Consider the following 23,744-nt stretch of genomic DNA (forward strand, 5'->3'; position numbering starts at 1 on the left):
GTTCGCTTCCACCTCCAATCAATTGCACAAAAAACAGGCACGAAGCGACGCAGCATTCCGGGAAACACAGATGTCAATATTAGAAGACGCTCCGCGCAGTTCCCTGTACACGAGGAACCCAAGATGCCCTCGGTGGCCCATGCGGCCACTCAAAAGCGCTATCACCTGTGCGGCAAAAAATGCGTCGTGCGCGAATCATTTGATCGCGCACGTGTCTGCATGCAGCAGGTAGGAGATTACGTCAGGATCGGTCGCCGCACCGTTCCATATACCGAGAACCAGCGACGCACCAGCCCTATCGTCACGATACCCACGATCACGCCGACACCGATATCTGCCAGGTAATGGCCACCTATCGAGAACGTCGATACCAACATTACAAAATTCAGCGTGAGCGTGACGGGAAAAATGAAGCGCAGGTTACGCGTGACAAAGATCAACATCAGCGCGACGACCGCGTGAAATGACGGCAGCGAAACGATTCCCTGCATCGCCATAGGATTCATTACCATGGGCGCACCACTTCTAGCACTGAAGTAATCCGAAAGATGAGATGCCGGCCCCGAATCTTTAATACCGAAATGCGGGAACGCACTCGCCGCCGGATACCATGTCGAAATCGCAACCACGAATAGCAGCGAAATCACGAATATCAACATCATCTCGCAAAGCTCTTGCCTACGACGCAGTATTCCGAACAAGAAGCATAATAAAACCATCTGATATGCCATGCTTCGATATGCAAACTCAAGCACCTGCTGAAGAATATTGGAGCGGACGATCCATTGATAGGCTCTCAACCAATCGAATCCAAATGATTGCTCCCACGCCAGAAGCGCATCCTGAACCTCGGGACGGCCAACGGCCGCTCCGATATACGTCGCAACCGCTACAGCCTGCCCATACATTGCGATAATCCGAAAGCAAAGGATCGAAAGCGCGACATCCTGGCAGCGAAGTTTCTCCGCAACTATCCGGTATCGCGGGATACGTCCGATACCGACCAGGACACCGCAAATTAGCAGCGTCATGAAGCATGTCTCGACCGATTGCAGATACCATTCAGGAATGATGGATAGCCCAAACCGGCCCATGGTCGCGAAATCGACAGCGAACATTACAACGGTCAGAATCCACGCAATCGAAAACGCCCCCAATACCCTCATTTTCATATTTTCCCCGGCCATAATTGTTATTGACGGTGGGTCCGCCCTGTTGGCACATATTCAATCACGTCCTGCAAAAAATTTCACCGGGCGTTTGTCATGGACTCCATCGAATCAGTCATCGCGGGACCGGCACCCGGAACGGAAGCGGTTACGGTATATCCATCGTTGTAGATGGCGTTGCCGCGCCACGACCGCCATGCGTCGTTCGAAGGAACCCGCGTAGTCGGTTGGCACTCGCACAATCGTTGCCCCATTCAGACTATCGAACGCGACGTGCGTCGCCTCGTTCGTGATCAGAGGCAAGAAAGGCAATCCGAAGGCGAACCAGGTTTACTGCGACGCATGGGATGGCGCCATCGAGCGCGTCGAAAAGTTTGATGCGTCGATCAAATATATCCGCGCGAAGGCGCCGACGGACGCGAAGCCGGCCGGCTACGCGATTGAGGAACAGCGCATCGCCGGCGCTCACACCGACACCGCGACGACCAAGCCCTACATCAAGTCGCCCGAGGTGCCGCGATCGAATGTCGTCCCGCCCCTGCCGACGCCGAAATCGGCATAGGATGCAGCCCGATATTAGAGATTCTCCAATATGGTCTCTAATTTGCCCAAAAAATGAGCACCAAATAAAAAACCCGCACAGCATTACGCTGTGCGGGTTCTTGTCTGGTCGGGGCGAGAGGATTTGAACCTCCGACCACCTGCACCCCATGCAGGTACGCTACCAGGCTGCGCTACGCCCCGAAAGAAAGAAAGTATAACAGACGGTTTCCCGATTTAGAACGGGTCGCATGCATTTTGTGAATGTTCTTGTGAATTTTTTTGCGCGACAGCGCCGATGCAAGCAACGACGCGCATGGCCTGGCGACTTGCGCACGGCCCGCACGGCCCCGCATCCCGTCACTGCTTGCGCGCGACACAGATGACCGTCAGGCCGGCGACGCGGTTGAAGCGAAACATCGGCAACTCGATCCGGCAGATCGTCTTGAGCAGGCCGTTGACGACCGGATGGTGGCGGCGCAATTGCGATACCGGCTCGCGCGGATGCCGACGCGCCCGCTCGCCAAGCCGCAACGCTGCCGCAAGTGGAAACGTGAGACCGAAATAGTAGGCGCCGTGCTCGACGTCGAGCCCCGCGCGACGCACCACGTCCTCGAGACTGCCGAGCGTATATCGGCGCTTGTGCTCGAGAAAATCGTCATGGCCGCTCCAGAGGAACTGGAACGCGGGAACCGTAATCAGGAACCGGCTGCCCGACGGCGCGCCCTTTACGTATTGCATCAGCAGGCCGACATCGTCGTCGACATGCTCGAGCACGTCCATCAGCAACACGAGATCGGCGTCGAATCGATCAACGGATCGCCGGAAGTGGATGGGCTTGCCAGCCGCCTCGCCGTCGGTATCGTCGACGTAACTCGTATCGACACACCACGCCTCCGACGCCTGCGTACGCTCGAGCAAGTGCTTCGAGAAGAATCCGGAGCCTGCACCGACATCGAGTATCCGGTTCGCGCCCGGCGCCCCCAGGAATCGACGGATCGCACTCGCCTTCGACGCGTAGTACCAGTGATCGCCCACGCCCGCACCCAATACGTCGACTTCCTTGAGATCCATGACGTTTCCCCGTGATGGCTACTGTGCTTTGGTCGTCCAGCCACTGATGCCGATCTTACCTTGCCGGCGCCACCGCTCCTATCCGTCCCGACGCGCAGCCAATTCCGGCAACGCGCACTCCGCCCGCATCGAAAAGGACGATGGCCGGTTCGCCGCAAATCGCTAACCAGGTCATCGCATCGTACGGCTCGACGACGTCGTATATCGCGAACGGCCTGCAACTCGACCAGGTGACGCTGAACGCGATCCGGGAGCACATGCTGACCTGGTCGGCCCGCGGGCCGCTGCGTCGGGGCCGGATCGCATCCGTGCTTCGACCGCACTGCCCCTCAAACCTCGTATCCGGCGAAACCCGCACTGGTCAAGGCTGGAGCGGGTTTGTCCGGGCGCGGAAACATCCGCCGACGACCGACCGCGCAAACCAAACGACCGTTTGATCTGGCCGCCCCACCACCCCGAATCCGTTGCCCCGCAGCCCGCCGGCCTACCCTGCCCGGGCGGCCGTTGTTTGGTAACGCCGCTCTAGCACGCTATGCCACACTGCACGGCATCGACGCTCGCGCCGTGCAATGGCGCGCGCTGCCGTCGATCACGACAAGACATGGAGACAGACGATGCGGAATGCGGTCCGGCGCGGCCATCGCTCGCCTTTGGCAATTTTCGACTGGATTTCCGGCCCGCATCGCGCGGCCCGCCCCATCTCGCCCAAGCCATCCCGCGTGTTCGGCTGCGGTGTGCTGGCGCTCGCGCTGCTGTGTGCCGGTTGCGCGGAATCGTCCGCGCAGCGCGACGGCAACACGTCGATCGCGTCGACCAAAATCGAACGCGCGAAAGCCGAACGCCTCGCCCGCGAGCAGCAGGTCGCTCGCACCGTACCGTCGCTCGCATCGATCAACCTCACGCAGCCGCGCCCGTTCACGCTACGCGATTCAGGCCAGAATGGCGCGATGACGTTCCTGCGCGATGTCGACTTCCGCATCGTCAACAACCTCGGCTTCTTCATCCATCAGTTGTCAGCCACACTCGTGCCGACGCAGGCTGGTGCGCCGATCGTGTTCGATGATCCGACGAGTTTCGAGATCGACGTGCATGAAGGCACGGTCACGCTCGACAACGCGAAGCTGACCGCCCTCTTCAACACCTACATCTTCGGCTATCGCAACGCGCCGCTGCGCAAGCTCGCCGTGTCGGCCGGCGACGGCGTGATTCACCTGCAAGGCGAGATGCAGCGCGACGGCTGGGTGCCGTTCTCGCTGACCGGCACGCTCGCGATCTGCGACGGCAGTCAACTCGTGTTCCATCCGACGGGCGTGCGCGTCTCGGGCATCAACGCGCAGCCGGTGATGCACGCGGCCAACGTGAAGATGGCCGACCTGCTGAAAGTCCAGACGCCGATCGCGCAGCTCGCCGGCGACGATCTCGTGATGTCGGTCGACAAGCTGATGCCGCCGCCACGCCTGAAGCTCACGATCACCGCGCTGCGCGTAACGCCGGCCGGCCTCGACCTGAAGCTCGACGACGGCACGCATGCCGGCTTCGCGATGCCCGCAAACGCACCGCAGCAAGCGATGTACATTCGCGGCGGCGACGTGAAGTTCATGCGCTCGATGCCGATGAACGCGGACATCCTGATCGGCCCGGTCGATCCAGCGAAGCGCGACCAGACTTTCGTGTTCGACCTGTATCACTATCGCGACCAGGTCTCGGCCGGCTACTTCAATTTCGACGAAAACGGTGCGATGGCGATCCGGATGCCTTCGTACGCGGGCCCGGCCAGTGGCGCGCTGCTCGGCAACGCGGCCGCGCGCCTGAACGACAGCTTCCTCGCCGCGCAGCAGAATGCGCTGCGCGACATTCGCCAGCACTGGGAAGCCTACGCACTCGCAGCGAACACCGTTCACCCCGGCATGCAGAAGGTCGCGATGCGGCGCACGTCGACCACGCCGTTCAACGAACGGCACGTGTCGAACCGCAACCCGACGATCCATCTGCGCAACGTCGACTTCAACCTGTCCGGCGATATCGGCTTTCACGTCGAGGATCTCGACGTGGAACTCGTATCGAGGCGGCCCGGCGAACCCGTCGACCTCGACGATCCGAACCAGTACGACATCCGGATTCTCGGCGGCACGGTCGTCGAGTCGTGGAAGGCGATGTCCGCGCTCTTCAACAACTATCTGCTCGACTACGCGCCGCGTTCTTTGAACGACCTGCAACTGAGCGCGGACGGCACCAATCTGCGCGTCCAGGGCGGCATCAAGCTGTGGAACCATGTGCCGGGCGTCTGGCTGCCGACCGACATGAAGGGTTCGCTGTCCGTGCTCGACGACCGGCACCTCGCGTTCAACCCGTCCCAGGTGTCGGTGCTCGGCATCCCGCAGGCGAAGCTGCTGCGTTCGCTCGGCATCGAGCTCGCTTCGCTGACGCCATTGCAGCGGCGCGGCGCGGAACTGCGCGGCGACACGCTCGTGCTCGACCAATACACCGTGTTCCCGCCACCCATGCTGAACGGCAAGCTCGGACAGGCAACGGTCGAGCGGGACGGACTGCGCCTCACGTTCAAGCGCCTGGCCGGCGCGCCCGCACCGCAACGGCCGCAGATCGATGCGCCGAGCTACATGTGGATGGAAGGCGGCGACATGAAGATGTTCAACGTGCTCGAACTGAACGTGCGCGCGCTGATCCGGAATTCGGCCGAGGCCGGCCCGATGCGTTTCGACCTGTACGGCTACCGCAGCCAGGTCGCGCAAGGCTCGGTGCGGATGCTGCCGGACGGCACGCTGGTCGTCGACATGGGGCAAAAGAATCCGCTCGCGTCGCGTTGATGCGCATGGGCAACGCCCATGAAAAAGCCCGGTTGGCACATCGCCAACCGGGCTTTTTGTTTCATCTCATTCGCGCTTCGCGCTCAGTCGTGCTTCAGTCCGTCGATCACATCGAGCAGCGCCTGCCGCAACGCAGTGACGTCGACAGATACGCCCGGCTTGGCCGACACGCGCGCATCGGTGGCCTGCACTTCCGGTTCGACAGGTGCCGCCGCACCTCGCTCGCCGCCCGGCGAATCGAGCCGGTTGCGCGCGCCGTTGATCGTGAATCCCTGCTCGTACAGCAACTCGCGAATCCGCCGGATCAGCAGCACTTCGTGGTGCTGGTAATACCGACGATTGCCGCGCCGCTTCACCGGCCGCAGTTGAGTAAATTCCTGTTCCCAATAACGCAGCACATGCGGCTTGACCCCGCACAGTTCGCTGACTTCACCGATCGTGAAGTAGCGCTTCGCGGGAATCGGAGGCAAGACGACTTTCTCAACCGTAGTGGTCATCGTCGGTTAACCGTCGGTAAAGGGTGCGCGGCGGCCGCGCGGGGACGTCAGCGCGCGGGGCTTACTCCGCGCCGTTTTCGACCAGCGCCTTCAGCTTCTGGCTCGCGTGGAAGGTTACCACCCGGCGGGCCGCGATCGGAATCGCCTCGCCCGTCTTCGGATTGCGGCCCGGACGCTGCGGCTTGTCGCGCAACTGGAAATTGCCGAACCCCGACAGCTTGACGCTTTCGCCGTTTTCGAGCGCGTCGCGGATCACTTCGAAAAACGCCTCGACCATGTCCTTCGCTTCACGCTTGTTCAGCCCGACGCTATCGAACAGCAGCTCCGCCAGTTCCGCCTTCGTCAGCGTGGGCGTCTCGGTGGACGCCGGCGCTGAAGCGTCGCGGTTCATGGCGCTGCGTTGCGCCGTCAGGAGGGCTTCGAATTCACTCGAGGTCATGTCGTTCATATCTGCCATACAGCGCGTTAAATCAAAACTTACGATCGGAAAAAGCCGCCCGCGAGCGGGCGGACCTTCTCCTTAGCCGCGCAGACGCGCACCAGCACGAGCCATCCGCTCGACCAGCGTCTGGATCGCCTGATCGACGACCTCATCCTGTAGCGTGCCAGCCGCGTCCTGCAGCGTCACGCGGAAGGCAAGGCTCTTCTCGTGCGCGGCAAGACCACCGGAAGTATTTGATTTTGCACGAAATTCGTCGAAGAGTACAACCTTCTGAACGAATCGGCAGGCCTCTTCGGCAAGCGCCTTCTTCATTTCGTCGAAAAGTGCCTGAACCTCGACCGCCTGATCGACGACCACGGCGATATCGCGACGAACCGGCGGGAATTTCGACACATCGGTCGGCGCGGGCAACGCACGCGCAATCAGCGCGTCCGCATCGACCTCGAACATCACCGGCGCGTGCGGCAGCTCGTACTTCTGCATCAGGCGCGGGTGCAGTTCGCCGATCCAGCCGACCGCACGGCCTTCGACTTCGATGCGCGCGCTGCGGCCAGGATGGAGGGCCGGATGCTCCGCCTTCACGAACCGTGCAGCGGCAGGCGCGAACAGCGCCTCGAGATCGCCCTTCACGTCGAAGAAATCGACCGCACGGGTCGCGACGCCCCACTGCTCGTCGAGCGCCGGACCGTAGGCAAGCGCACCGACACGCTTCGGCTGCACATAGCCCTCGACCGTCAGCTCACCGGCCTTCGCCGACGCATCGGTGAGAAACACGCGGCCGGCCTCGAACACGCGCACGCGATCTGCACGGCGGTTCAGGTTGTGGCGCAGCACGGAGATCAGGCTGCCGAACAGCGTCGTGCGCATCACCGATAGCTGGCTCGCGATCGGGTTCAGCAAGCGGATCGGTTGATCGTTGCCCGCGAAATCCTGCTCCCACTCCGCATCGACGAAACTGAAGTTGACGGTTTCCGCGTAGTCGCGCGCGGCGAGCGCGTGACGGATGTTGTGGATCGAGCGCCGCGTTTCGTTGGTCGCGCGCATTTCGCTCGTCGCAACCGGCGGACGCGCCGGGATCTTCTCGAAGCCGTAGATGCGCGCCACTTCCTCGATCAGATCTTCTTCGATCTCGATGTCGAAGCGATGCGACGGCGGCGTGACGAGGAACGCGTCGTCTTCACGCTCGAACGGCAGGTCAAGGCGCGTGAAGATGCTGGCGATCTCGTCGCCACCGATCTGCACGCCGATGATGCGGTTCGCGCGCGACACGCGCATCTTCACCGGCGCGCGTTGCGGCAGGTTCACGGACTGATCGTCGACCGGGCCGGCCTTGCCGCCGCAGATCTCGAGAATCAGTTGCGTGATGCGCTCGACGTGCTCGACGGTCGTCGCGTAATCGACGCCGCGCTCGAAGCGATGGGCCGCATCGGTCGAGAAGTTGTACTTGCGCGCACGGCCGCGGATGCTGTCCGGCCACCAGAATGCGGCTTCCAGGTAGATGTTGGTCGTATCGAGCGTGACGGCCGTGCTGTCGCCGCCCATGATGCCGGCCAGGCTTTCGACCTGGCGGTCGTCCGAAATCACGCCGACCGTTTCGTCGAGTTCGACGGTGTTGCCATTGAGCAGCTTCAGCGATTCGCCACGCTTGCCCCAGCGCACCTCGATACCGCCGTGGATCTTGTCGAGATCGAACACGTGCGACGGACGGCCGAGCTCGAACATCACGTAGTTCGAGATGTCGACGAGCACCGACACGCTGCGCTGGCCGGAACGCTCGAGGCGCTCGACCATCCACTGCGGGGTCTTCGCATGCGCGTTCACGCCACGGATCACGCGCCCCGAGAAGCGGCCGCACAGATCGGGCGCGGCAATGCGCACCGGCAGCGTTTCGTCGAGCTCGACGCGCACCGGGCGGATGTCGACCGGCGTCAGCGGCGCGCCAGTGATCGCGGCCGTCTCGCGGGCGATACCGAACACGGACAGGCAGTCAGCCTTGTTCGGCGTCAGCTTGATTTCGAAGATCGTGTCGTCGAGATTGAGCGTCTCGCGGATGTCCTGGCCGACCGGCGTGTCTTCCGGCAGCACCAGCAGGCCGCTGTGATCCTCGGACAGCTTCAGTTCGCGCGCCGAGCACAGCATCCCCTGACTCTCCACGCCGCGCAGCTTCGACAGCTTGATCGCGAACGGCTTGCCGCCCTCTTCTGCCGGCGGCAGTTCCGCGCCGACCAGCGCGACCGGTACCTTGATGCCGGGCGCGACGTTCGGTGCGCCGCAGACGATATTCAGCGTCGCGCCGGTGCCGGCGTCGACCTGGCAGACATTGAGCTTGTCCGCATCCGGATGCTTGACGACTTCGAGCACGCGGCCGACGACGATCTTCGACGTCGGCGGCGCAGCCTTGCTCAGCGATTCGACTTCGAGCCCCGCCATCGTCAGCGCGTGCGACAGTTCGTCGGTCGTCAGCTGCGGGTCGACAAAGGTTCTCAACCAGGATTCAGGGAATTGCATGGATGTCTACGTTCGAAACAGGTTAGATCGACGCCCGGGCCCCGTCGGATCGTCCGTCGGGGCGTGCACGGGCACAGGTCGGCGCGGCGCGCGGCGTTACGCGAACTGGCGCAGGAAACGCAGGTCGTTCTCGAAGAACAGCCGGAGATCCTGGACGCCGTAGCGCAGCATCGTCAGGCGCTCGAGGCCGCTGCCGAACGCGAAGCCGATGTAGCGCTCGGGATCGAGGCCCATGTTGCGAATCACGGTCGGATGCACCTGCCCCGAACCGGAGATTTCGAGCCACTTGCCGGCGTTCTTGCCTTGCTCGAACATCATGTCGATCTCGGCCGACGGTTCCGTGAACGGAAAATACGACGGACGGAAGCGCACGAGGATGTCGTCGCGCTCGAAGAATTTTTTCAGGAAGTCGGTATAGACGCCCTTGAGATCGGCGAAGCTGATGTTTTCGTCGATCCACAGCCCCTCGACCTGATTGAACATCGGCGAGTGGGTCGCATCGCTGTCGACGCGATACGTGCGGCCCGGCGCGATCACCTTGATCGGCGGACGGTTCATGCGCGCGTAACGCACCTGCATCGGGCTCGTGTGCGTGCGCAGCAGCAGCTGGCGGCCGTCGGCATCCTTGCCTTCGACGTAGAAGGTGTCCTGCATCGAACGCGCCGGATGGTTCTCCGGGCTGTTCAGCGACGTGAAGTTGTACCAGTCAGTCTCGATTTCGGGGCCGTCGGCCACATCGAAGCCGATCGAGCCGAAAATCTGTTCGACACGCTCCCACGTGCGCATCACGGGGTGCAGGCTGCCTGCACCGGCGCCGCGGCCCGGCAACGTCACGTCGATCGACTCGGCAGCGAGGCGCTGGTTCAGCAGCGCGTCGGCGAGTGCCTGACGGCGCGCGGTCAGCGCGGCTTCAACCTGCTGCTTCACGACGTTGATGCGTGCGCCTTCGGTCTTGCGTGCTTCGGGATCGAGCTTGCCGAGGCCCTTCAGCAACTCGGTCAGCGCACCCGACTTGCCGAGAAATCGGGCTTTCTCGTTTTCGAGCGTGGTGATGTCGGCAGCCTGTTCGAAGGACTGCTGCGCGTCGGCGACAATCTGGTCCAGATCCATAGATCCCATCATTTCCAACGTCATTCGGTCTTGGCGAGCGAAATCGCCCACCAAACAAAAAAGGGGCTCGGAAGAGCCCCGTTTTCGCTGCAGCGGCCGAGACTACCGGAACGTCGCTGCAACTAACCACGCAGTGCTAATTTCGCAATTAGGCTGCAACGGCGGCTTTCACCTGCTTGACGATCGCAGCAAAAGCAGCCTTGTCGAACACCGCCATGTCGGCCAGCACCTTACGGTCGAGTTCGATCGACGCCTTCTTCAGGCCGTTGATGAACACGCTGTAGGTCATGTCGTGCTGGCGAACTGCCGCGTTGATACGCGTGATCCACAGTGCGCGGAACACACGCTTCTTGTTGCGGCGATCGCGGTACGCGTACTGACCAGCGCGCATCACCGCCTGCTTGGCGATGCGGTAGACGTTATTGCGGCGGCCGCGATAACCCTTGGCCAGGTTGATGATCTTCTTGTGGCGGGCCCGTGCGGTTACCCCACGTTTGACTCGAGGCATGTTTCTCTCCTTAGAGTATCAGTTAGGGGTTACGCGAACGGCAGCATCGCGCGGACGGAGTTCAGATCGGAATCATGAACTGCCGTTGCGCCGCGCAGGTGACGCTTGTTCTTCGTGGTTTTCTTGGTCAGGATGTGACGCTTGAAGGCTTGACCGCGCTTGACGGTACCGCCCGGACGCACCACGAAGCGCTTTGCAGCACTCTTCTTGGTCTTCATCTTAGGCATGACGAACAACTCCAGTTTATTAGATGGCGATGGGTGTGCGGTTGGCTTGCGCCCTTGACCCGCCCTTCGAAACCCAGTCCACTTGTGTACGGCAACCGCTTGCGCAGCCGCCGTCATTGTTGACGCGCCGCCCTGACCGGGCCACGCGCCGAACCACTTCGAACCTGCGCGCGAAGCGCGCGGGCTCGTTACTTCTTTTTCTTCGGCGAGAGCACCATGATCATCTGGCGCCCTTCCATCTTCGGCATCTGCTCGACCTGGCCGACTTCCTCGAGATCCGTGCGCAGACGCTCAAGCATCCGCATGCCGATCTCTTGGTGAGCCATTTCACGGCCGCGGAAACGCAACGTGATCTTCGTCTTGTCGCCTTCCTCAAGGAAGCGCACGAGGTTGCGGAGCTTGACGTTGTAATCCCCGTCATCGGTACCCGGGCGGAACTTGACTTCCTTCACCTGGATGACCTTCTGCTTCAGCTTTGCTTCGTGCTGCTTCTTCGACTCCTGATACTTGAACTTGCCGTAATCCATCAGGCGGCAGACCGGCGGAACCGCTTGCGGCGCGATTTCCACCAGATCGACATCAAGTTCTTCCGATTTACGGAAAGCATCAAGGAGTTTTACGATACCGAGCGGTTCGTTCTCGAGCCCGACCAGACGCACTTCCGGCGCAGTGATTTCACCGTTGATGCGATGCGACGACTTATCAGTAGCGATGTTACGTTTCCTCTAAAAATTAAAAAAACGAGCCGCGCTGCCAGGGCGGTTACTTGAACGAGCGCAGGTCTTCCTGCAGACGCTCAACGAAGGCTTCGACCGGCATCACGCCAAGATCGACGCCGCCACGGGCACGCACGGCTACCGTTTGCGCATCACGCTCCTTATCGCCCACGACGAGGAGATAAGGCACCTTTTCCAGCGTGTGCTCGCGTATTTTATAGCTAATCTTCTCGTTACGCAAATCGGCCGCCACTCTAACCCCTTGTTTTTGCAACGATTGGGCCAGAGATTGTGCATATTCAGCCTGACTTTCGGCGATATTGAGCACAACTGCCTGGAACGGCGCGAGCCAGGCCGGCATCGCACCAGCGTGGTGCTCGATCAAAATGCCAAGGAAACGCTCCATCGAACCGACGATCGCACGGTGCAGCATCACCGGACGCCGACGGCTGCTGTCATCCGCGACATACTCGGCGCCGAGGCGCTCCGGCAGCACCATGTCGAGCTGCAGCGTGCCGCACTGCCACGAACGGCCGAGCGCATCCTTGATGTGGTACTCGATCTTCGGGCCGTAGAACGCGCCTTCGCCCGGCAGCTCTTCCCACGTGAGGCCGCAGGCCGTCAGCGCATCGCGCAGACCCTGCTCGGCACGATCCCAGGTTTCGTCCGTACCCGCGCGCTGGTCGGGGCGCAGCGACAGCTTGATGTCGATATGCTCGAAGCCGAAATCCTTGTACACGCTCATCGCGAGCGTGTTGAACGCGATCGACTCGGAGATGAACTGCTCTTCCGTACAGAAGATGTGCGCATCGTCCTGCACGAAGCCGCGCACGCGCATCAGGCCGTGCAGCGCGCCCGACGCTTCGTTGCGGTGGCACGAGCCGAATTCCGCATAACGCAGCGGCAGGTCGCGGTACGAGCGCAGGCCGTGCTTGAACACCTGGACGTGCCCCGGACAGTTCATCGGCTTGATCGCGTAGTCGCGCTTCTCCGACTCCGTCGTGAACATGTTCTCGCGGTAGTTCTGCCAGTGGCCCGACGCTTCCCACAGCGAGCGGTCCATGATCATCGGCGTCTTGATCTCAAGGTAGCCGGCTTCATTCACGCGGCGGCGCATGTACTGCTCGACCTGCTGCCACAGCGCCCAGCCCTTCGGATGCCAGAACACCATGCCCGGCGACTCTTCCTGCATGTGGAACAGGTCGAGCTGCTTGCCCAGCTTGCGGTGGTCGCGCTTTTCCGCTTCCTCGAGCATGTGCAGGTACTGGTCCTGGTCTTCCTTCTTCGTCCAGGCCGTGCCGTAGATGCGCTGCAGCTGCTCGTTCTTCGAGTCGCCGCGCCAGTACGCACCCGCGACCTTCATCAGCTTGAAGACCTTCAGCTTACCGGTGGACGGCACGTGCGGGCCGCGGCACAGATCGGTGAAGCCGCCATGCGAATACAGCTTGATTTCGTCGCTTTGCGGAATCGATTCGATGATCTCGGCCTTGTACTTCTCGCCGATGCTGCGGAAGTAGCCCGCCGCTTCGTCGCGCGACACGACACGGCGCGTCACGGGCTCATCCTTCTTCACGAGCTCCTGCATGCGCTTTTCGATCTTCTCCAGATCTTCAGGCGTAAACGGACGGTTGTACGAGAAGTCGTAATAGAAGCCGTTGTCGATCACCGGACCGATCGTCACCTGCGCGTCCGGATACAGCTCCTTCACCGCATACGCGAGCAAGTGCGCCGTCGAGTGGCGGATGATGTCGAGGCCATCGGCATCCTTGTCCGTCACGATCGCGAGCGACGCGTCGCGGTCGATCACGGCCGACGTATCGACGAGCTCGCCATCGAGCTTGCCACCAAGCGCAGCCTTCGCAAGGCCGGGACCGATCGAGGCTGCAACCTCGGCAACTGTCACCGGATGCTCGTATTGTCGAACTGAGCCGTCAGGCAAGCGTATCGAAACCATAGCAATCTCCGTGATGCCGACAGTGGGCGGCAGACCAGGTACGCGATTCAAAAATCACGCGGGAAAATTTCGCGACAAAAAAAATGCGGCCCCGCTTTCGAGGGGCCGCATTCGATACTTCACTCAAACTGAAAGGGCGAAAGGGTTCCTCGACTAGCGTCGCTCCGAAAAGGTTTCGGTCAACGTTCGCGGTGTCATAACCGTATTCGCCTTGTTCGCGTTGAGTTATTTGCTGCATCGAACACCCGGAGACCGGGCATTCTCAATTCGTTGGTAGGCTCGATTGGACTCGAACCAACGACCCCCACCATGTCAAGGTGGTGCTCTAACCAGCTGAGCTACGAGCCTAGTGAAGCTAAGATTATATGGAGCCGCTACCCGCTTGGCAAGTATTTTTATGCGGTCGCAGCAAAATAACGGTGCTCGAACCCCACATCACGCCTTCCGCCCGGCCCGCACGACACCCTGTATCTCACCGAGCAGCGTGCACGCGCGCTGCACCTGTGCCGAATTCGACACCTCGACCGTGAACTGCATGAATGCCGCATTGCGGCGACTCTGCGTCTTCACACCCACCACGTTCATCTTCTCGCGCGCGAACACTTCGGAGATATCGCGCAGCAACCCTTGCCGGTCGCTCGCCTCGATCATCAGGTCGACCGGATAGACGGACGCACCGCGCCCGCCGAGCACGTCGGCCGACCAGGTCGTCTGCAGCACGCGCTCCGGCGCGCGCTCGACCATCCGGCGGAACGTCGGGCAATCGGTGCGGTGGATCGACATGCCCTTGCCGCGCGTGACGAAACCACTGATCGGATCGGGCGGCGCCGGACGGCAGCAGCGCGCGAGCTGGGTCAGCAGCGCATCGACGCCCACAACCAGCACGCCAGTCGACGCGCCGTGCGCGACGCTCGCGCCGCTGCTACGCTTCTCGAAATCGGCAGGCGCTTCGGGCGCCGGTTCGGGCGGCGGCGCATCGGACAGCGCGTGCTCGACATTACGCAGGCTGAACTCTTCCTTGCCGACGACCGAGAACAGCTCCTCGGGCGACTTGAAGCCGAGCTTCGCCGCGAGGTTGTCCAGATTGACCGACGTCTTGCCCTCGCGTTGCAGCGTCTTTTCGACGAGCGCGCGGCCGTGCGAGACGTTTTCTTCCTGCTCGATCGAGTTGAACCACGCACGCACCTTCTGTCGCGCGCGCGGGCTCTTCATATAGCCGAGCTGCAGGTTCAGCCAGTCGCGCGACGGCCCGCCCTCCTTCACCGCGACGATCTCGACCGTTTGACCGTTGGCAAGCGGCGTGTTGAGCGGCACCATCGCGCCGTCGACGCGCGCGCCGCGGCAGCGATGGCCGAGTTCGCTGTGCAGGTGGTACGCGAAATCGACCGGCGTCGCGCCCTGCGGCAACGCGATCACGCGCGCCTGCGGCGTCAGCACGTAGATGTGGTCGTCGTCGAGCGACGTCTCGCGCAATTGCGCCCACGCCTTGTCGCCCGACTTTTCCGCGCCGTCCTCGACGTCATCCTTCCACGCGAGCAACTGGCGCAGCCATGCGATCTTCTCGTCGTACTTGTCGCTCGCCGAGAACTGGCCGCCGTAGCCGCGCGCGCCTGCCTCCTTGTAGCGCCAGTGCGCAGCGACGCCGTACTCGGCGAAACGGTGCATCTCCTGCGTGCGGATCTGTACTTCGAACGCACGGCCGTCGTCGCCGATCACGACCGTGTGCAGCGACTTGTAGCCGTTCGGCTTCGGCCGCGAGATGTAGTCGTCGAATTCCTTCGGCACCGGCTGCCACAGGTGATGCACGATGCCGAGCACCGCGTAGCAATCCTTGATGTCCGGCACGATCACGCGAAACGCGCGCACGTCGTACAGCTCGGAGAAATCGAGCTCCTTGCCGCGCATCTTGCGCCAGATGCTGTAGATGTGCTTCGGCCGGCCGCTCACGTCGGCCTGGATGTGCGCGTCCGCCAGCTCTTGCCGCAACCGGTCGATCGCCTGCGTGACGTACGCTTCGCGCTCGATGCGCTTCTCGTCGAGCAGCTTCGCGATCCGCTTGTAGGTGACGGGATCCTCGAAGCGGAACGCGAGATCCTCGAGCTCCCACTTCAGTTGCCAGATACCGAGACGGTTCGCGAGCGGCGCATAGATCTCGAGTGTCTCGCGCGCGACATCGGGCGGCGGATCGATCTTCGCGGCCGCGTAGTAGCGCAGCGACTGCAAGCGCGACGCGAGCCGGATCAGCACCACGCGGATGTCTTGCGCGAACGCAAGCAGCATCTTGCGCAGCGCCTCGATCTGCGTACGCCGCTCTTCCGCCCTGTCGCGCCCCGCGTCGGGCACCGCGTTCTGCGCGGCACGCAGGCTGACGGTGCCGAGCCGCAACAGCTTGCGCACGTCGGACACGAGCCGCGCCACTTCGTCGCCGAAACGCTCGGTGAGTTCACGCTCGGGGTCGCTCAGGTGCGGCGTCAGCACGAACAGCGCGGCCGCCTGCATCGCGGGCGGATCGACATTCAGCGTGCGCATGATCGACGCCGTGCCCGCCGAGTGATCGGCGAGCAGTTCACCCGACGACAGGCGCACGTCGCCGGCCCGCTCGCGCACGAACGCGAGCACGTCGTCGAACGACGGCGCCGCGACGGGGGAAGCGGAAACGGACTCGGTCATTGCTCGGCCTGGCGGAATGCGGTCATCGTCGGATTACGTTCAGCTCAGCTCCGCTGCGCGGCGACCACCACGATCTCGACGAGCAGCGCGGGATCCGCGAGCTTCGCCTCGACGGTGGCGCGCGGCGGCGTGTTGCCCTGCGCGACCCATGCATCCCACTCCGCATTCATGCCGTCGAAGTTCGCCAGATCCGAGATGTAGATCTGCACGGACAGCAGATGCGCCTTGTCGCTGTTCGCTTCGGCGAGCAGGCGATCGATGTGGCCGAGCACTTCGCGCGTCTGGCCCTTGATGTCCTGCGTGGTGTCTTCGGCGATCTGGCCGGCCAGATACACGGTACCGTTGTGGATCGCGGTTTCGGAGAGACGGGCCCCGACGTGATGACGAATGACTGCCATGGAATGTTCCGGTCGTTTGATGAATGAGTGAAGCGTTCGGCGACGACGCGGCCCGCGCGCCGTCGAACCGCATATTATGACGCGTTTATGCGCCGGTTTCGACGAAAAACCGTCGTGCGAGCGCGATCTGGTCGGCATTCAGGAACGCCGGCGCATGCCCGGTGCCGGGAATTTCCGCCTGCGTCACGTGGCGGCCGCGCTGCACCATCTCGGCGACGGTCTCGCGCGACAACAGATCCGACTCGGCACCGCGCACGACCAGCAGCGACGCTTCGGTCGTCTCGACCGCACGCCACAGCGCAGCCTCGCCGAGCGCCGCGAGTTCGGGCGTCGTCGTCTTGAACGGTTCGGCGATGCGCGGATCGTAGCGCATCGTCCAGTCGCCTTCGGGCAACTGACGCAGCAGCGGCGCGTTGATCTCGCGCCACTCGTCGCCGGTCAGCGCGCCGAACGGCAGCGACAGCGACGTCAGGTAGTCGACGCCCTCCTGCTCGGTCGCGAAGCGCGGCTGCACGCCGAGATACTCGCCGATGCGCGTGAGCGAATCGGGTTCGATGCGCGGGCCGACGTCGTTGACGATCATCCGGCGCACCGGCGTACCGGGCAGCCCCGCGAGCGCCATGCCGATCAGGCCGCCCATCGACGTGCCGAACCAGTCGACCGATTCGGCGCCGGTGCGCGCGATCAGCGTCACCATGTCGGCCACGTATTGCGGAATTGCATAGAGCCGCGGATCGGCGAGCCAGTCGGAGCGACCGCGCCCGACGACGTCGGGGCACACGACGCGATACGTATCGGACAGCGCCGCGGCGAGCCGGTCGAAATCGCGCCCCGAGCGGGTCAGCCCGTGCACGCAGACCAGCACGCGCGAATTGGCGGGGTCGCCCCATTCGGTATAGGCGACGTGGTGAAGGCCGGCCGCGCTCGCGCACTGCACGCGCCGCTGGCGGGGGATCGAGGAATTCACGGAAGAAGTGGGCATCGGAGGCATCCTGTCGAACGGTGCGGTGCGACGCGATGACGTGCGCCGGGCCGGCCCGAAGGGTGGGCGGGGACGCAACCGATTGTAAACCCGTTCCGGATCGCGAGTCGGTTCATCGCGCCCGCAGGCGTTCGAGTCACATCCGGCACCGGCGAGTCGGGCGTCGTACTGCATGCTCGGCGGAGTAGAAAGAAACCGGCGGGCGGCGACACGCTGCCTCCTCCTCGCGTCCCGCCGTGCCTCGCCCATGCCGTCGCGAGCGGCGCTTCCGCCAAGCGGTCGCGCGGCCAGCCCCGACGGCTCGGCACCGCGGCGCCGGCCGGCGTGTTACGGAAGCTGCGCAGCGTCGTACCGATCGCGAATCCGACAGGAAAAAGATTGCGCGGCTGCACGCACAGCGCCGCGAACGCACCGTCCTCGCGCCGGCTTGCCATGGCCCGAACGTCCCGGCTACTTCATCTTCACTTCTGCACGACCGCGCCGATGCTCGCGCCGACCACGCACAGCGTCCCGGCAATCTGCAGCGCCCCCATCGGCTGCGCCAGTACGACGAAGCCGATCGCCGCCGCGATCGCGGGCTCGGCGCTCATCAGAATGCCGAATGCCGACGCACTCATCCGTCGCAGCGCGATCAGTTCCAGCACATACGGGAACAGCGGGACCAGCACCGCCAGATACGCGGCATCGACCAGTTGCCCGGCCGGCAGATGGCCGCCGCTCTGCGCGAGCCCGAACGGCGTCGTCACGAGCGCGGCCACGATCAGCGACGTGGCGAGCCCCTGCAATCCGTCGAACAGCGTACCGACGCGCTTCATCAGCAGGATGTACGCGGCCCAGCCGAGCGCCGAGCCGACCGGAAAGATGAGCGCGGCCGGCGTCGCCACCCACATGCCGTCCCGCCGCGCGAGCAGCAGCACGCCCGTCAGCGCAAGCACCGGCCACACCAGCATCGCCGGCTTGCGCACGCCGAACGTGGCGACCGCCAACGGCCCGAGGAAGTTGATCGCAACGGCCAGCCCGAGCGGCACGCGCCTGACCGCCGCGAAAAAGCACAGCGTCATCGCGGCCATCGCACCGCCGAGCGCGATCGCGGCAATCCAGCGCTGCCGGGAATACGTATGGAGCGGCGGCCGCACGACGAGCGCCAGCGCGAGGGCGGCGAAGCAAAGCCGCAACCAGGTCGTGCTGACCGTGCCGTACTCGATCGTCGCCGGCCGCGACAGCGCGGCGCCGAGTTGCACGCTGCACATCGACGCAACGGCAAGCAACGGCGCGACCGCATGCGCAAACGACGGGGCCGCGCGCTCGGCGCCATTCGGTCGTGCGGTGCTCAATTCGTCGCTCATTCGGTCGCTCCAGATCGTTGACACGACGATGCTAACCGCGGTCGCACGCTTGATATAAGCTGATAATTCTTATGCTCGCATCAGGAAAATTGATGATCCGCGATCTCGACAGCACGCTGCTGCGCACGTTCGTGACGGTGGTCGAAACAGGCAGCGTCAGCGATGCGGCGACGGCGCTGCATCGCACGCAGGCAGCCGTCAGCATGGCGCTGCGCCGACTCGAGGATGAAGTCGGCCAGCGCCTGCTCGAACGCTCGTCGCGCGGTGTGAAGCCGACGGCGGCCGGCAGCGTGCTGCTGCCCTATGCGCACCGGTTGCTCGACGTCGGGCTCGCCGCGCGCGCCGCGCTCAATGCCGGCGACATCTCAGGCACCGTCCGGCTCGGCATCCTCGAGGACATCGCCGTCGGCCATCTGCCGCATGCGCTGCGGCAGTTCGCGGCAGCGTTTCCGCGCGTCGCGCTCGAGATCGTCGTCGATTCGAGCCCCTCGCTGTCGCAGCGGCTCGCGACCCATACGCTCGACTTCGTCATCGGCGATCCCGCGCTGATCCGGGCCGAACCGCTCGCCACCTGGCGGCATCCGCTTCGCTGGGCCGCCGCACGTGCGCAGGACGCGCTGCCGCGCGACGAACCGTTGCCGATCGTCGCATTCGGCGGCACGTGCCCGTGGCAGGAGAAACTGTTCACGGCGCTGCGTGAAGCCGGCCTCGCGTGGCGCGTCGTCTGCACGAGCACGAGCCTGTCCGCCATCCAGTCGGCGGTCGAAGCCGGCCTCGGCGTCGCAGTGCTGCTCGACCGGAACGTGCGCGGCGACACGATGCACGTGCTCGACCCGCAGGCCGCCGGGCTACCCACACCGCCTGCCGCCGACTTCGGTCTATTCAGCCATGCAGATGCCGGCGACCGCACGTCGGCGGCCGCCACGCTGCAGCGCTTCCTGTTTCATGCGTTGCAGCTCGGCTCGCCTGACGCCGACGACGACACGCCGGCAACCGGGCGCAGCGTCGCCTCGTTGCGGGTCGCCGTCTGACGCGTCCGCCGCAACCTCCGGAGCGCCACTGCAGCGGCCCGGAAACGAAAACGCCCCGCATGCCTGCCGGCATGCGGGGCGAATCGCTTCGCGCCGAAAAACTCAGCCCACCGCGCTCACGTCGAGCGGTGCGCCCGTCTTCGCCTTGATCTCGTCTGCGCTCACGCCGTCGGCGAGTTCGAGGACCTTCAGGCCGTTCGGTGTCACTTCGATCACGCCGAGATCGGTGATGATCAGGTCGACCACGCCGACACCCGTCAACGGCAGGTTGCATTCCTCGAGGATCTTGTGCTGGTCGCCCTTCGCGACATGCTCCATCAGCACGACGACGCGCTTCACGCCAGCGACGAGATCCATCGCGCCACCCATCCCCTTGATCATCTTGCCGGGGATCATCCAGTTCGCGAGGTCGCCCTGCTTGCTGACCTGCATCGCGCCGAGGATCGCGAGGTTGATGTGGCCGCCGCGGATCATCGCGAACGAATCGGCCGACGAGAAGATCGACGAGCCCGGCAGGGTCGTGACGGTCTGCTTGCCGGCGTTGATGAGATCGGCGTCGACTTCGTCTTCGGTCGGCGACGGACCGATGCCGAGCAGGCCATTCTCCGATTGCAGCCACACCTCGACGCCTTCCGGCACGTGGTTGGCAACGAGCGTCGGCAGGCCGATGCCGAGGTTCACGTAGAAGCCGTCCTGCAGTTCCTTCGCCGCGCGCGCGGCCATCTGGTCACGATTCCAGGCCATGTCAGTCTCCTTTCGCGCGTACGACGCGTTGTTCGATGCGTTTTTCGGGCGTCGCGTTCAGCACGATGCGCTGCACGAAAATCCCCGGCGTGTGGATATGGTCCGGATCGAACTCGCCGTTCTCGACGATCTCCTCGACCTCCGCAACGGTGATCTTGCCGGCCATCGCGCACATCGGGTTGAAGTTGCGCGCGGTGCGGCGAAAGATCAGGTTGCCGGACTTGTCGGCCTTCCAGGCCTTCACGAGCGCGACATCGGCCGTCAGCGACGGCTCGAGCACGTAGTGGCGATCGCCGAACTGGCGCGTTTCCTTGCCTTCCGCGATCACCGTGCCGTAGCCCGTGTTCGTGAAGAACGCCGGGATGCCCGCACCGCCCGCGCGCAGCTTTTCGGCCAGCGTGCCCTGCGGCGTGAATTCGAGTTCAAGTTCGCCGGCCAGGTACTGGCGCTCGAACTCCTTGTTCTCGCCGACGTACGACGAGATCATCTTCTTGATCTGGCGCGTTTCCAGCAACAGGCCGAGGCCGAAGCCGTCGACGCCCGCGTTGTTGCTGATGCAGGTGATGCCCTTGACGGCCGAATCGCGCAATGCCGCGATCAGCGCCTCCGGAATCCCGCACAGGCCGAAGCCGCCCACCGCGAAGGTCTGTCCGTCGCGGACGATCCCTTCCAGCGCGGCAGCCGCGCTTGGATAGACTTTGTTCATCTGTTGTCCCTTCCTCTATGGAAACCAGCGAAACCGGTTCACGCGCCCACGTGGCCCGCAAGCCCGCCGCATCATTCTATGCATGCACGGCGATGCCTGCGTCGAGGCGCGCTGTTTTTATGTCGCAGCCAACCGCCGCGAGATGCCTGAAAGGGTACGATGCGGCGCGGATGCGGCACAATACGCAAAAATACATAAGCATTTGCCATCGTCTGCCCGCGTCCATGACCGCCCTCGATTACCAGACCGCCTTCCACCTTGCGCCGCTCGGCCTCGTCCTGTCGCGCGACCGCGTGATCGAGGACTGCAACGACGCGCTCGCGTCGATCTTCCGCTGCGTGCGGGCCGACCTGATCGGGAAATCGTACGAGGTGCTCTACCCGTCGACGGACGAATTCCAGCGAATCGGCGAACGCATCGCGCGCGTGATGGCCGCGAACGGTATCTACTCGGATGACAGAATCATGAAGCGCGCGGATGGCGAACTGTTCTGGTGCCACGTGACGGGCCGCGCACTCGACCGCACCGCGCCGCTCGCGGCGGGCGTCTGGACCTTCGAGGACTTGAGTGCGACGCGCCGGGTCGCCGTGGAACTGACCCCGCGCGAGCGCGAGATCGCCGCGCAGCTCGCGACCGGCAAGACCAGCAAGCAGATCGGGCGCGTGCTCGACATCAGCTCGCGCACGGTCGACATCTACCGCGCGCGGCTGATGCGCAAGTACGGGACCAACAATACGCCGGAGCTGCTGCAGCGCCTGCTCGGGCAGTGAATGACGGCTCCCGGATGACAATCGGCCGCGCATGGCGGCCGATTCGGGAAACAACGGGCATCGCGTGCCGCCGGCGCCCTGGCGCCGGCCTCGCCGTATCGACGCTCAGCCGACCTTCGTCGCGAGCGCACGCTCGATCGTGTCGCGCAGCAACTGGGGCAGCGGCACCGACTTGCCGAGCGCGTAGTCGACCCACACGCAGCGCGCATTGCCGCGCGCATAGACATGCTGCGGATCGTCGGCGCGCGTCAGCTCGAAACCCGTGTCGAAGCTGCTACGACCGGGTTTCGCAGCCGACATCTTCGCGATCACGTCGCCCGGATAGTGCAGTTGCTTCAGAAACTCCATCGACGCCGTGACGATGACGGGCCCCTGCCCCTCGCCGTTGCCGCCGGCAATGCCGAGCTCCTCGAACCACGAGATCCGTGCCTGCTCCATGTAGCGGAAATAGACCGTGTTGTTCACATGGCCGAACGCATCCATGTCGCCCCAGCGGATCGGCATCGACATCTCAAAAACGGGGGAATAATCGCTCATTGCAGTCTTCTTTGTTGCTGAATGTCATCCGCTCAGGCGAGGCCGAAGCCGTCGTCGGCGGAGATAATCGAGCCATTGATGAACTGCGACTCGTCGGCCGCGAGCAGCAACAACAGCCCGTCGAGATCCTGCGGCTTGCCGACGCGCCGGCGCGGCAGCATCGACTGCAGCTTCTGGCCCTGCTCGGTTTCCCACAGGTAATGATTGATTTCGGTATCGATATAGCCCGGACAGATCGCGTTGACGTTGATCCCGTGGCGCCCCCACTCGAGCGCCATCGCACGCGTCATCTGCACGACCGCGGCCTTGCTCATCGCGTACAGCCCGATCTGCGGGAACACGCGCAGCCCGGCCACCGACGCGATGTTGATGATCCGGCACGGCGGCTTGCCGTTGCCGCTCCCGTTCGCGCGCATGATCATTCGCTTCGCGACTTCCTGCGCGACGAAAAACGCGCCGCGCGTGTTGGTGTCGAATACGAACTCGAAATCGGCCGGCGTCACGTCGACGAGCTTCTGCATCGTCGACACGCCCGAGTTGTTCACGAGGATGTCGATCGTGCCGGCCTCAGTCTCCGCGTGCGCGACCGCCGCCTTGATGCTCTGGACGTCGGTGACGTCGAGCGACACGACGTGCGCGGCGCCGCCCGCCGCCTCGATCTCGGCACGCAGTTCCTTCAGGCGCTCAACACGACGGCTTGCGAGCACGACCTTCGCGCCGGCCTGCGACAGCACTTGCGCAAAGCGCTGCCCGAGGCCGCTCGACGCGCCCGTGACCAGCGCAACCTTGCCTTCCAGATTGATCGACCGACCCATTTGCACTTCCCCTTTCGATGTCGTTTCGCCGCCACGGACAGTACGGCCCGAGCGGCATTACCCTAGCACGAAAATAGAACGATCGTGCTAATCTAGCCGCATGCTGTTGCGGCAAGCGTTTCGTTTCGCAGACAATACGCTCCCGAATAAAAGCATTCTAACGGTTAGAGGAACG

23 protein-coding genes and 2 tRNA genes are annotated in these 23,744 nt (G+C 63.6%); 5 read left to right on the forward strand and 20 right to left on the reverse strand.

The window, feature by feature from the left end; translation table 11 throughout:
* Positions 1-236: 236 nt before the first annotated feature.
* On the reverse strand, positions 237-1,172 hold the full coding sequence (locus tag BDO18943_RS08170) for a phosphatase PAP2 family protein (protein WP_175021905.1): 936 nt from the start codon (positions 1,170-1,172) through the stop codon (positions 237-239).
* 286 nt (positions 1,173-1,458) lie between these two features.
* On the opposite strand from BDO18943_RS08170, the gene BDO18943_RS08175 reads away from it, so the two are divergent.
* The gene (locus BDO18943_RS08175; RefSeq protein WP_175021906.1) at positions 1,459-1,731 is read left to right on the forward strand and encodes a hypothetical protein; all 273 of its coding nucleotides are present in this window, start codon (positions 1,459-1,461) and stop codon (positions 1,729-1,731) included.
* 105 nt (positions 1,732-1,836) lie between these two features.
* On the opposite strand, the gene BDO18943_RS08180 is transcribed toward BDO18943_RS08175, so the two are convergent.
* Together BDO18943_RS08180 and BDO18943_RS08185 are read right to left on the reverse strand one after the other, a co-directional pair.
* Positions 1,837-1,913: transfer RNA gene (locus BDO18943_RS08180), tRNA-Pro, on the reverse strand.
* Positions 1,914-2,069: 156 nt separating this feature from the next.
* On the reverse strand, positions 2,070-2,783 hold the full coding sequence (locus BDO18943_RS08185) for a class I SAM-dependent methyltransferase (RefSeq protein ID WP_175021907.1): 714 nt from the start codon (positions 2,781-2,783) through the stop codon (positions 2,070-2,072).
* Positions 2,784-2,923: 140 nt separating this feature from the next.
* Between BDO18943_RS08185 and BDO18943_RS08190 the strand changes: the two genes are divergently transcribed.
* Positions 2,924-3,220, forward strand: a complete 297-nt coding sequence (locus BDO18943_RS08190) for a hypothetical protein (RefSeq protein WP_175021908.1) — start codon at positions 2,924-2,926, stop codon at positions 3,218-3,220.
* A gap of 177 nt (positions 3,221-3,397) precedes the next feature.
* Positions 3,398-5,608: a hypothetical protein gene (locus tag BDO18943_RS08195; protein WP_175021909.1), complete on the forward strand. Its 2,211-nt coding sequence runs from the start codon at positions 3,398-3,400 to the stop codon at positions 5,606-5,608.
* An 83-nt stretch (positions 5,609-5,691) separates the two neighbouring features.
* On the opposite strand, the gene BDO18943_RS08200 is transcribed toward BDO18943_RS08195, so the two are convergent.
* The 13 genes from BDO18943_RS08200 to BDO18943_RS08260 form a co-directional block, all read right to left on the reverse strand.
* On the reverse strand, positions 5,692-6,105 hold the full coding sequence (locus tag BDO18943_RS08200) for a MerR family transcriptional regulator (RefSeq protein ID WP_175021910.1): 414 nt from the start codon (positions 6,103-6,105) through the stop codon (positions 5,692-5,694).
* A gap of 61 nt (positions 6,106-6,166) precedes the next feature.
* Positions 6,167-6,553 carry an integration host factor subunit alpha gene (locus BDO18943_RS08205; RefSeq protein ID WP_006486093.1) on the reverse strand — a complete coding sequence of 129 codons (387 nt, stop codon included), beginning with the start codon at positions 6,551-6,553 and terminating at the stop codon, positions 6,167-6,169.
* 72 nt (positions 6,554-6,625) lie between these two features.
* Positions 6,626-9,055: a phenylalanine--tRNA ligase subunit beta gene (gene pheT / locus BDO18943_RS08210; protein ID WP_175021911.1), complete on the reverse strand. Its 2,430-nt coding sequence runs from the start codon at positions 9,053-9,055 to the stop codon at positions 6,626-6,628.
* Between the two features lie 96 nt (positions 9,056-9,151).
* Positions 9,152-10,165, reverse strand: coding sequence for a phenylalanine--tRNA ligase subunit alpha (gene pheS, locus BDO18943_RS08215; protein WP_043182559.1), 1,014 nt, complete (start codon positions 10,163-10,165; stop codon positions 9,152-9,154).
* A gap of 148 nt (positions 10,166-10,313) precedes the next feature.
* Positions 10,314-10,673, reverse strand: coding sequence for a 50S ribosomal protein L20 (rplT, locus tag BDO18943_RS08220; protein WP_004192938.1), 360 nt, complete (start codon positions 10,671-10,673; stop codon positions 10,314-10,316).
* A gap of 29 nt (positions 10,674-10,702) precedes the next feature.
* On the reverse strand, positions 10,703-10,900 hold the full coding sequence (gene rpmI / locus BDO18943_RS08225; RefSeq protein ID WP_004191477.1) for a 50S ribosomal protein L35: 198 nt from the start codon (positions 10,898-10,900) through the stop codon (positions 10,703-10,705).
* A 188-nt stretch (positions 10,901-11,088) separates the two neighbouring features.
* Positions 11,089-11,613, reverse strand: a complete 525-nt coding sequence (gene infC, locus BDO18943_RS08230) for a translation initiation factor IF-3 (protein ID WP_080741557.1) — start codon at positions 11,611-11,613, stop codon at positions 11,089-11,091.
* A gap of 49 nt (positions 11,614-11,662) precedes the next feature.
* The gene (thrS, locus tag BDO18943_RS08235) at positions 11,663-13,570 is read right to left on the reverse strand and encodes a threonine--tRNA ligase (protein ID WP_043182557.1); all 1,908 of its coding nucleotides are present in this window, start codon (positions 13,568-13,570) and stop codon (positions 11,663-11,665) included.
* A 271-nt stretch (positions 13,571-13,841) separates the two neighbouring features.
* A tRNA-Val gene (locus tag BDO18943_RS08240) sits at positions 13,842-13,918 on the reverse strand.
* Between the two features lie 87 nt (positions 13,919-14,005).
* Positions 14,006-16,240: a RelA/SpoT family protein gene (locus BDO18943_RS08245; RefSeq protein ID WP_175021912.1), complete on the reverse strand. Its 2,235-nt coding sequence runs from the start codon at positions 16,238-16,240 to the stop codon at positions 14,006-14,008.
* Positions 16,241-16,284: 44 nt separating this feature from the next.
* On the reverse strand, positions 16,285-16,638 hold the full coding sequence (locus BDO18943_RS08250; RefSeq protein ID WP_021162422.1) for a RidA family protein: 354 nt from the start codon (positions 16,636-16,638) through the stop codon (positions 16,285-16,287).
* Positions 16,639-16,723: 85 nt separating this feature from the next.
* Positions 16,724-17,620 (reverse strand): alpha/beta fold hydrolase, encoded by an 897-nt coding sequence (locus BDO18943_RS08255; protein WP_175021913.1) that lies wholly within the window; start codon positions 17,618-17,620, stop codon positions 16,724-16,726.
* Between the two features lie 461 nt (positions 17,621-18,081).
* Positions 18,082-18,966 (reverse strand): EamA family transporter, encoded by an 885-nt coding sequence (locus BDO18943_RS08260; RefSeq protein WP_175021914.1) that lies wholly within the window; start codon positions 18,964-18,966, stop codon positions 18,082-18,084.
* A 92-nt stretch (positions 18,967-19,058) separates the two neighbouring features.
* On the opposite strand from BDO18943_RS08260, the gene BDO18943_RS08265 reads away from it, so the two are divergent.
* A complete protein-coding gene (locus BDO18943_RS08265) occupies positions 19,059-19,997 on the forward strand; it encodes a LysR family transcriptional regulator (protein WP_175021915.1) in 939 nt (312 codons plus the stop codon).
* A 102-nt stretch (positions 19,998-20,099) separates the two neighbouring features.
* Here BDO18943_RS08265 and BDO18943_RS08270 read toward each other — a convergent pair whose 3' ends face one another.
* Both BDO18943_RS08270 and BDO18943_RS08275 read right to left on the reverse strand, forming a co-directional pair.
* On the reverse strand, positions 20,100-20,741 hold the full coding sequence (locus BDO18943_RS08270; protein ID WP_043182550.1) for a CoA transferase subunit B: 642 nt from the start codon (positions 20,739-20,741) through the stop codon (positions 20,100-20,102).
* Between the two features lies 1 nt (position 20,742).
* Positions 20,743-21,447: a CoA transferase subunit A gene (locus tag BDO18943_RS08275; protein ID WP_175021916.1), complete on the reverse strand. Its 705-nt coding sequence runs from the start codon at positions 21,445-21,447 to the stop codon at positions 20,743-20,745.
* A gap of 224 nt (positions 21,448-21,671) precedes the next feature.
* Here BDO18943_RS08275 and BDO18943_RS08280 point away from each other — a divergent pair, with 224 nt between their 5' ends.
* The gene (locus tag BDO18943_RS08280; RefSeq protein WP_043182545.1) at positions 21,672-22,217 is read left to right on the forward strand and encodes a LuxR C-terminal-related transcriptional regulator; all 546 of its coding nucleotides are present in this window, start codon (positions 21,672-21,674) and stop codon (positions 22,215-22,217) included.
* Positions 22,218-22,322: 105 nt separating this feature from the next.
* Here BDO18943_RS08280 and BDO18943_RS08285 read toward each other — a convergent pair whose 3' ends face one another.
* Both BDO18943_RS08285 and BDO18943_RS08290 read right to left on the reverse strand, forming a co-directional pair.
* Complete coding sequence (locus BDO18943_RS08285; RefSeq protein WP_043182542.1) at positions 22,323-22,754, reverse strand: acyl-CoA thioesterase; 432 nt, start codon at positions 22,752-22,754, stop codon at positions 22,323-22,325.
* 32 nt (positions 22,755-22,786) lie between these two features.
* Positions 22,787-23,569 carry an SDR family oxidoreductase gene (locus tag BDO18943_RS08290; protein WP_011351770.1) on the reverse strand — a complete coding sequence of 261 codons (783 nt, stop codon included), beginning with the start codon at positions 23,567-23,569 and terminating at the stop codon, positions 22,787-22,789.
* Positions 23,570-23,744: the final 175 nt, after the last annotated feature.

The sequence above is a fragment of the Burkholderia aenigmatica genome, assembly GCF_902499175.1.
In the GTDB taxonomy this organism is placed as follows: domain Bacteria; phylum Pseudomonadota; class Gammaproteobacteria; order Burkholderiales; family Burkholderiaceae; genus Burkholderia; species Burkholderia aenigmatica.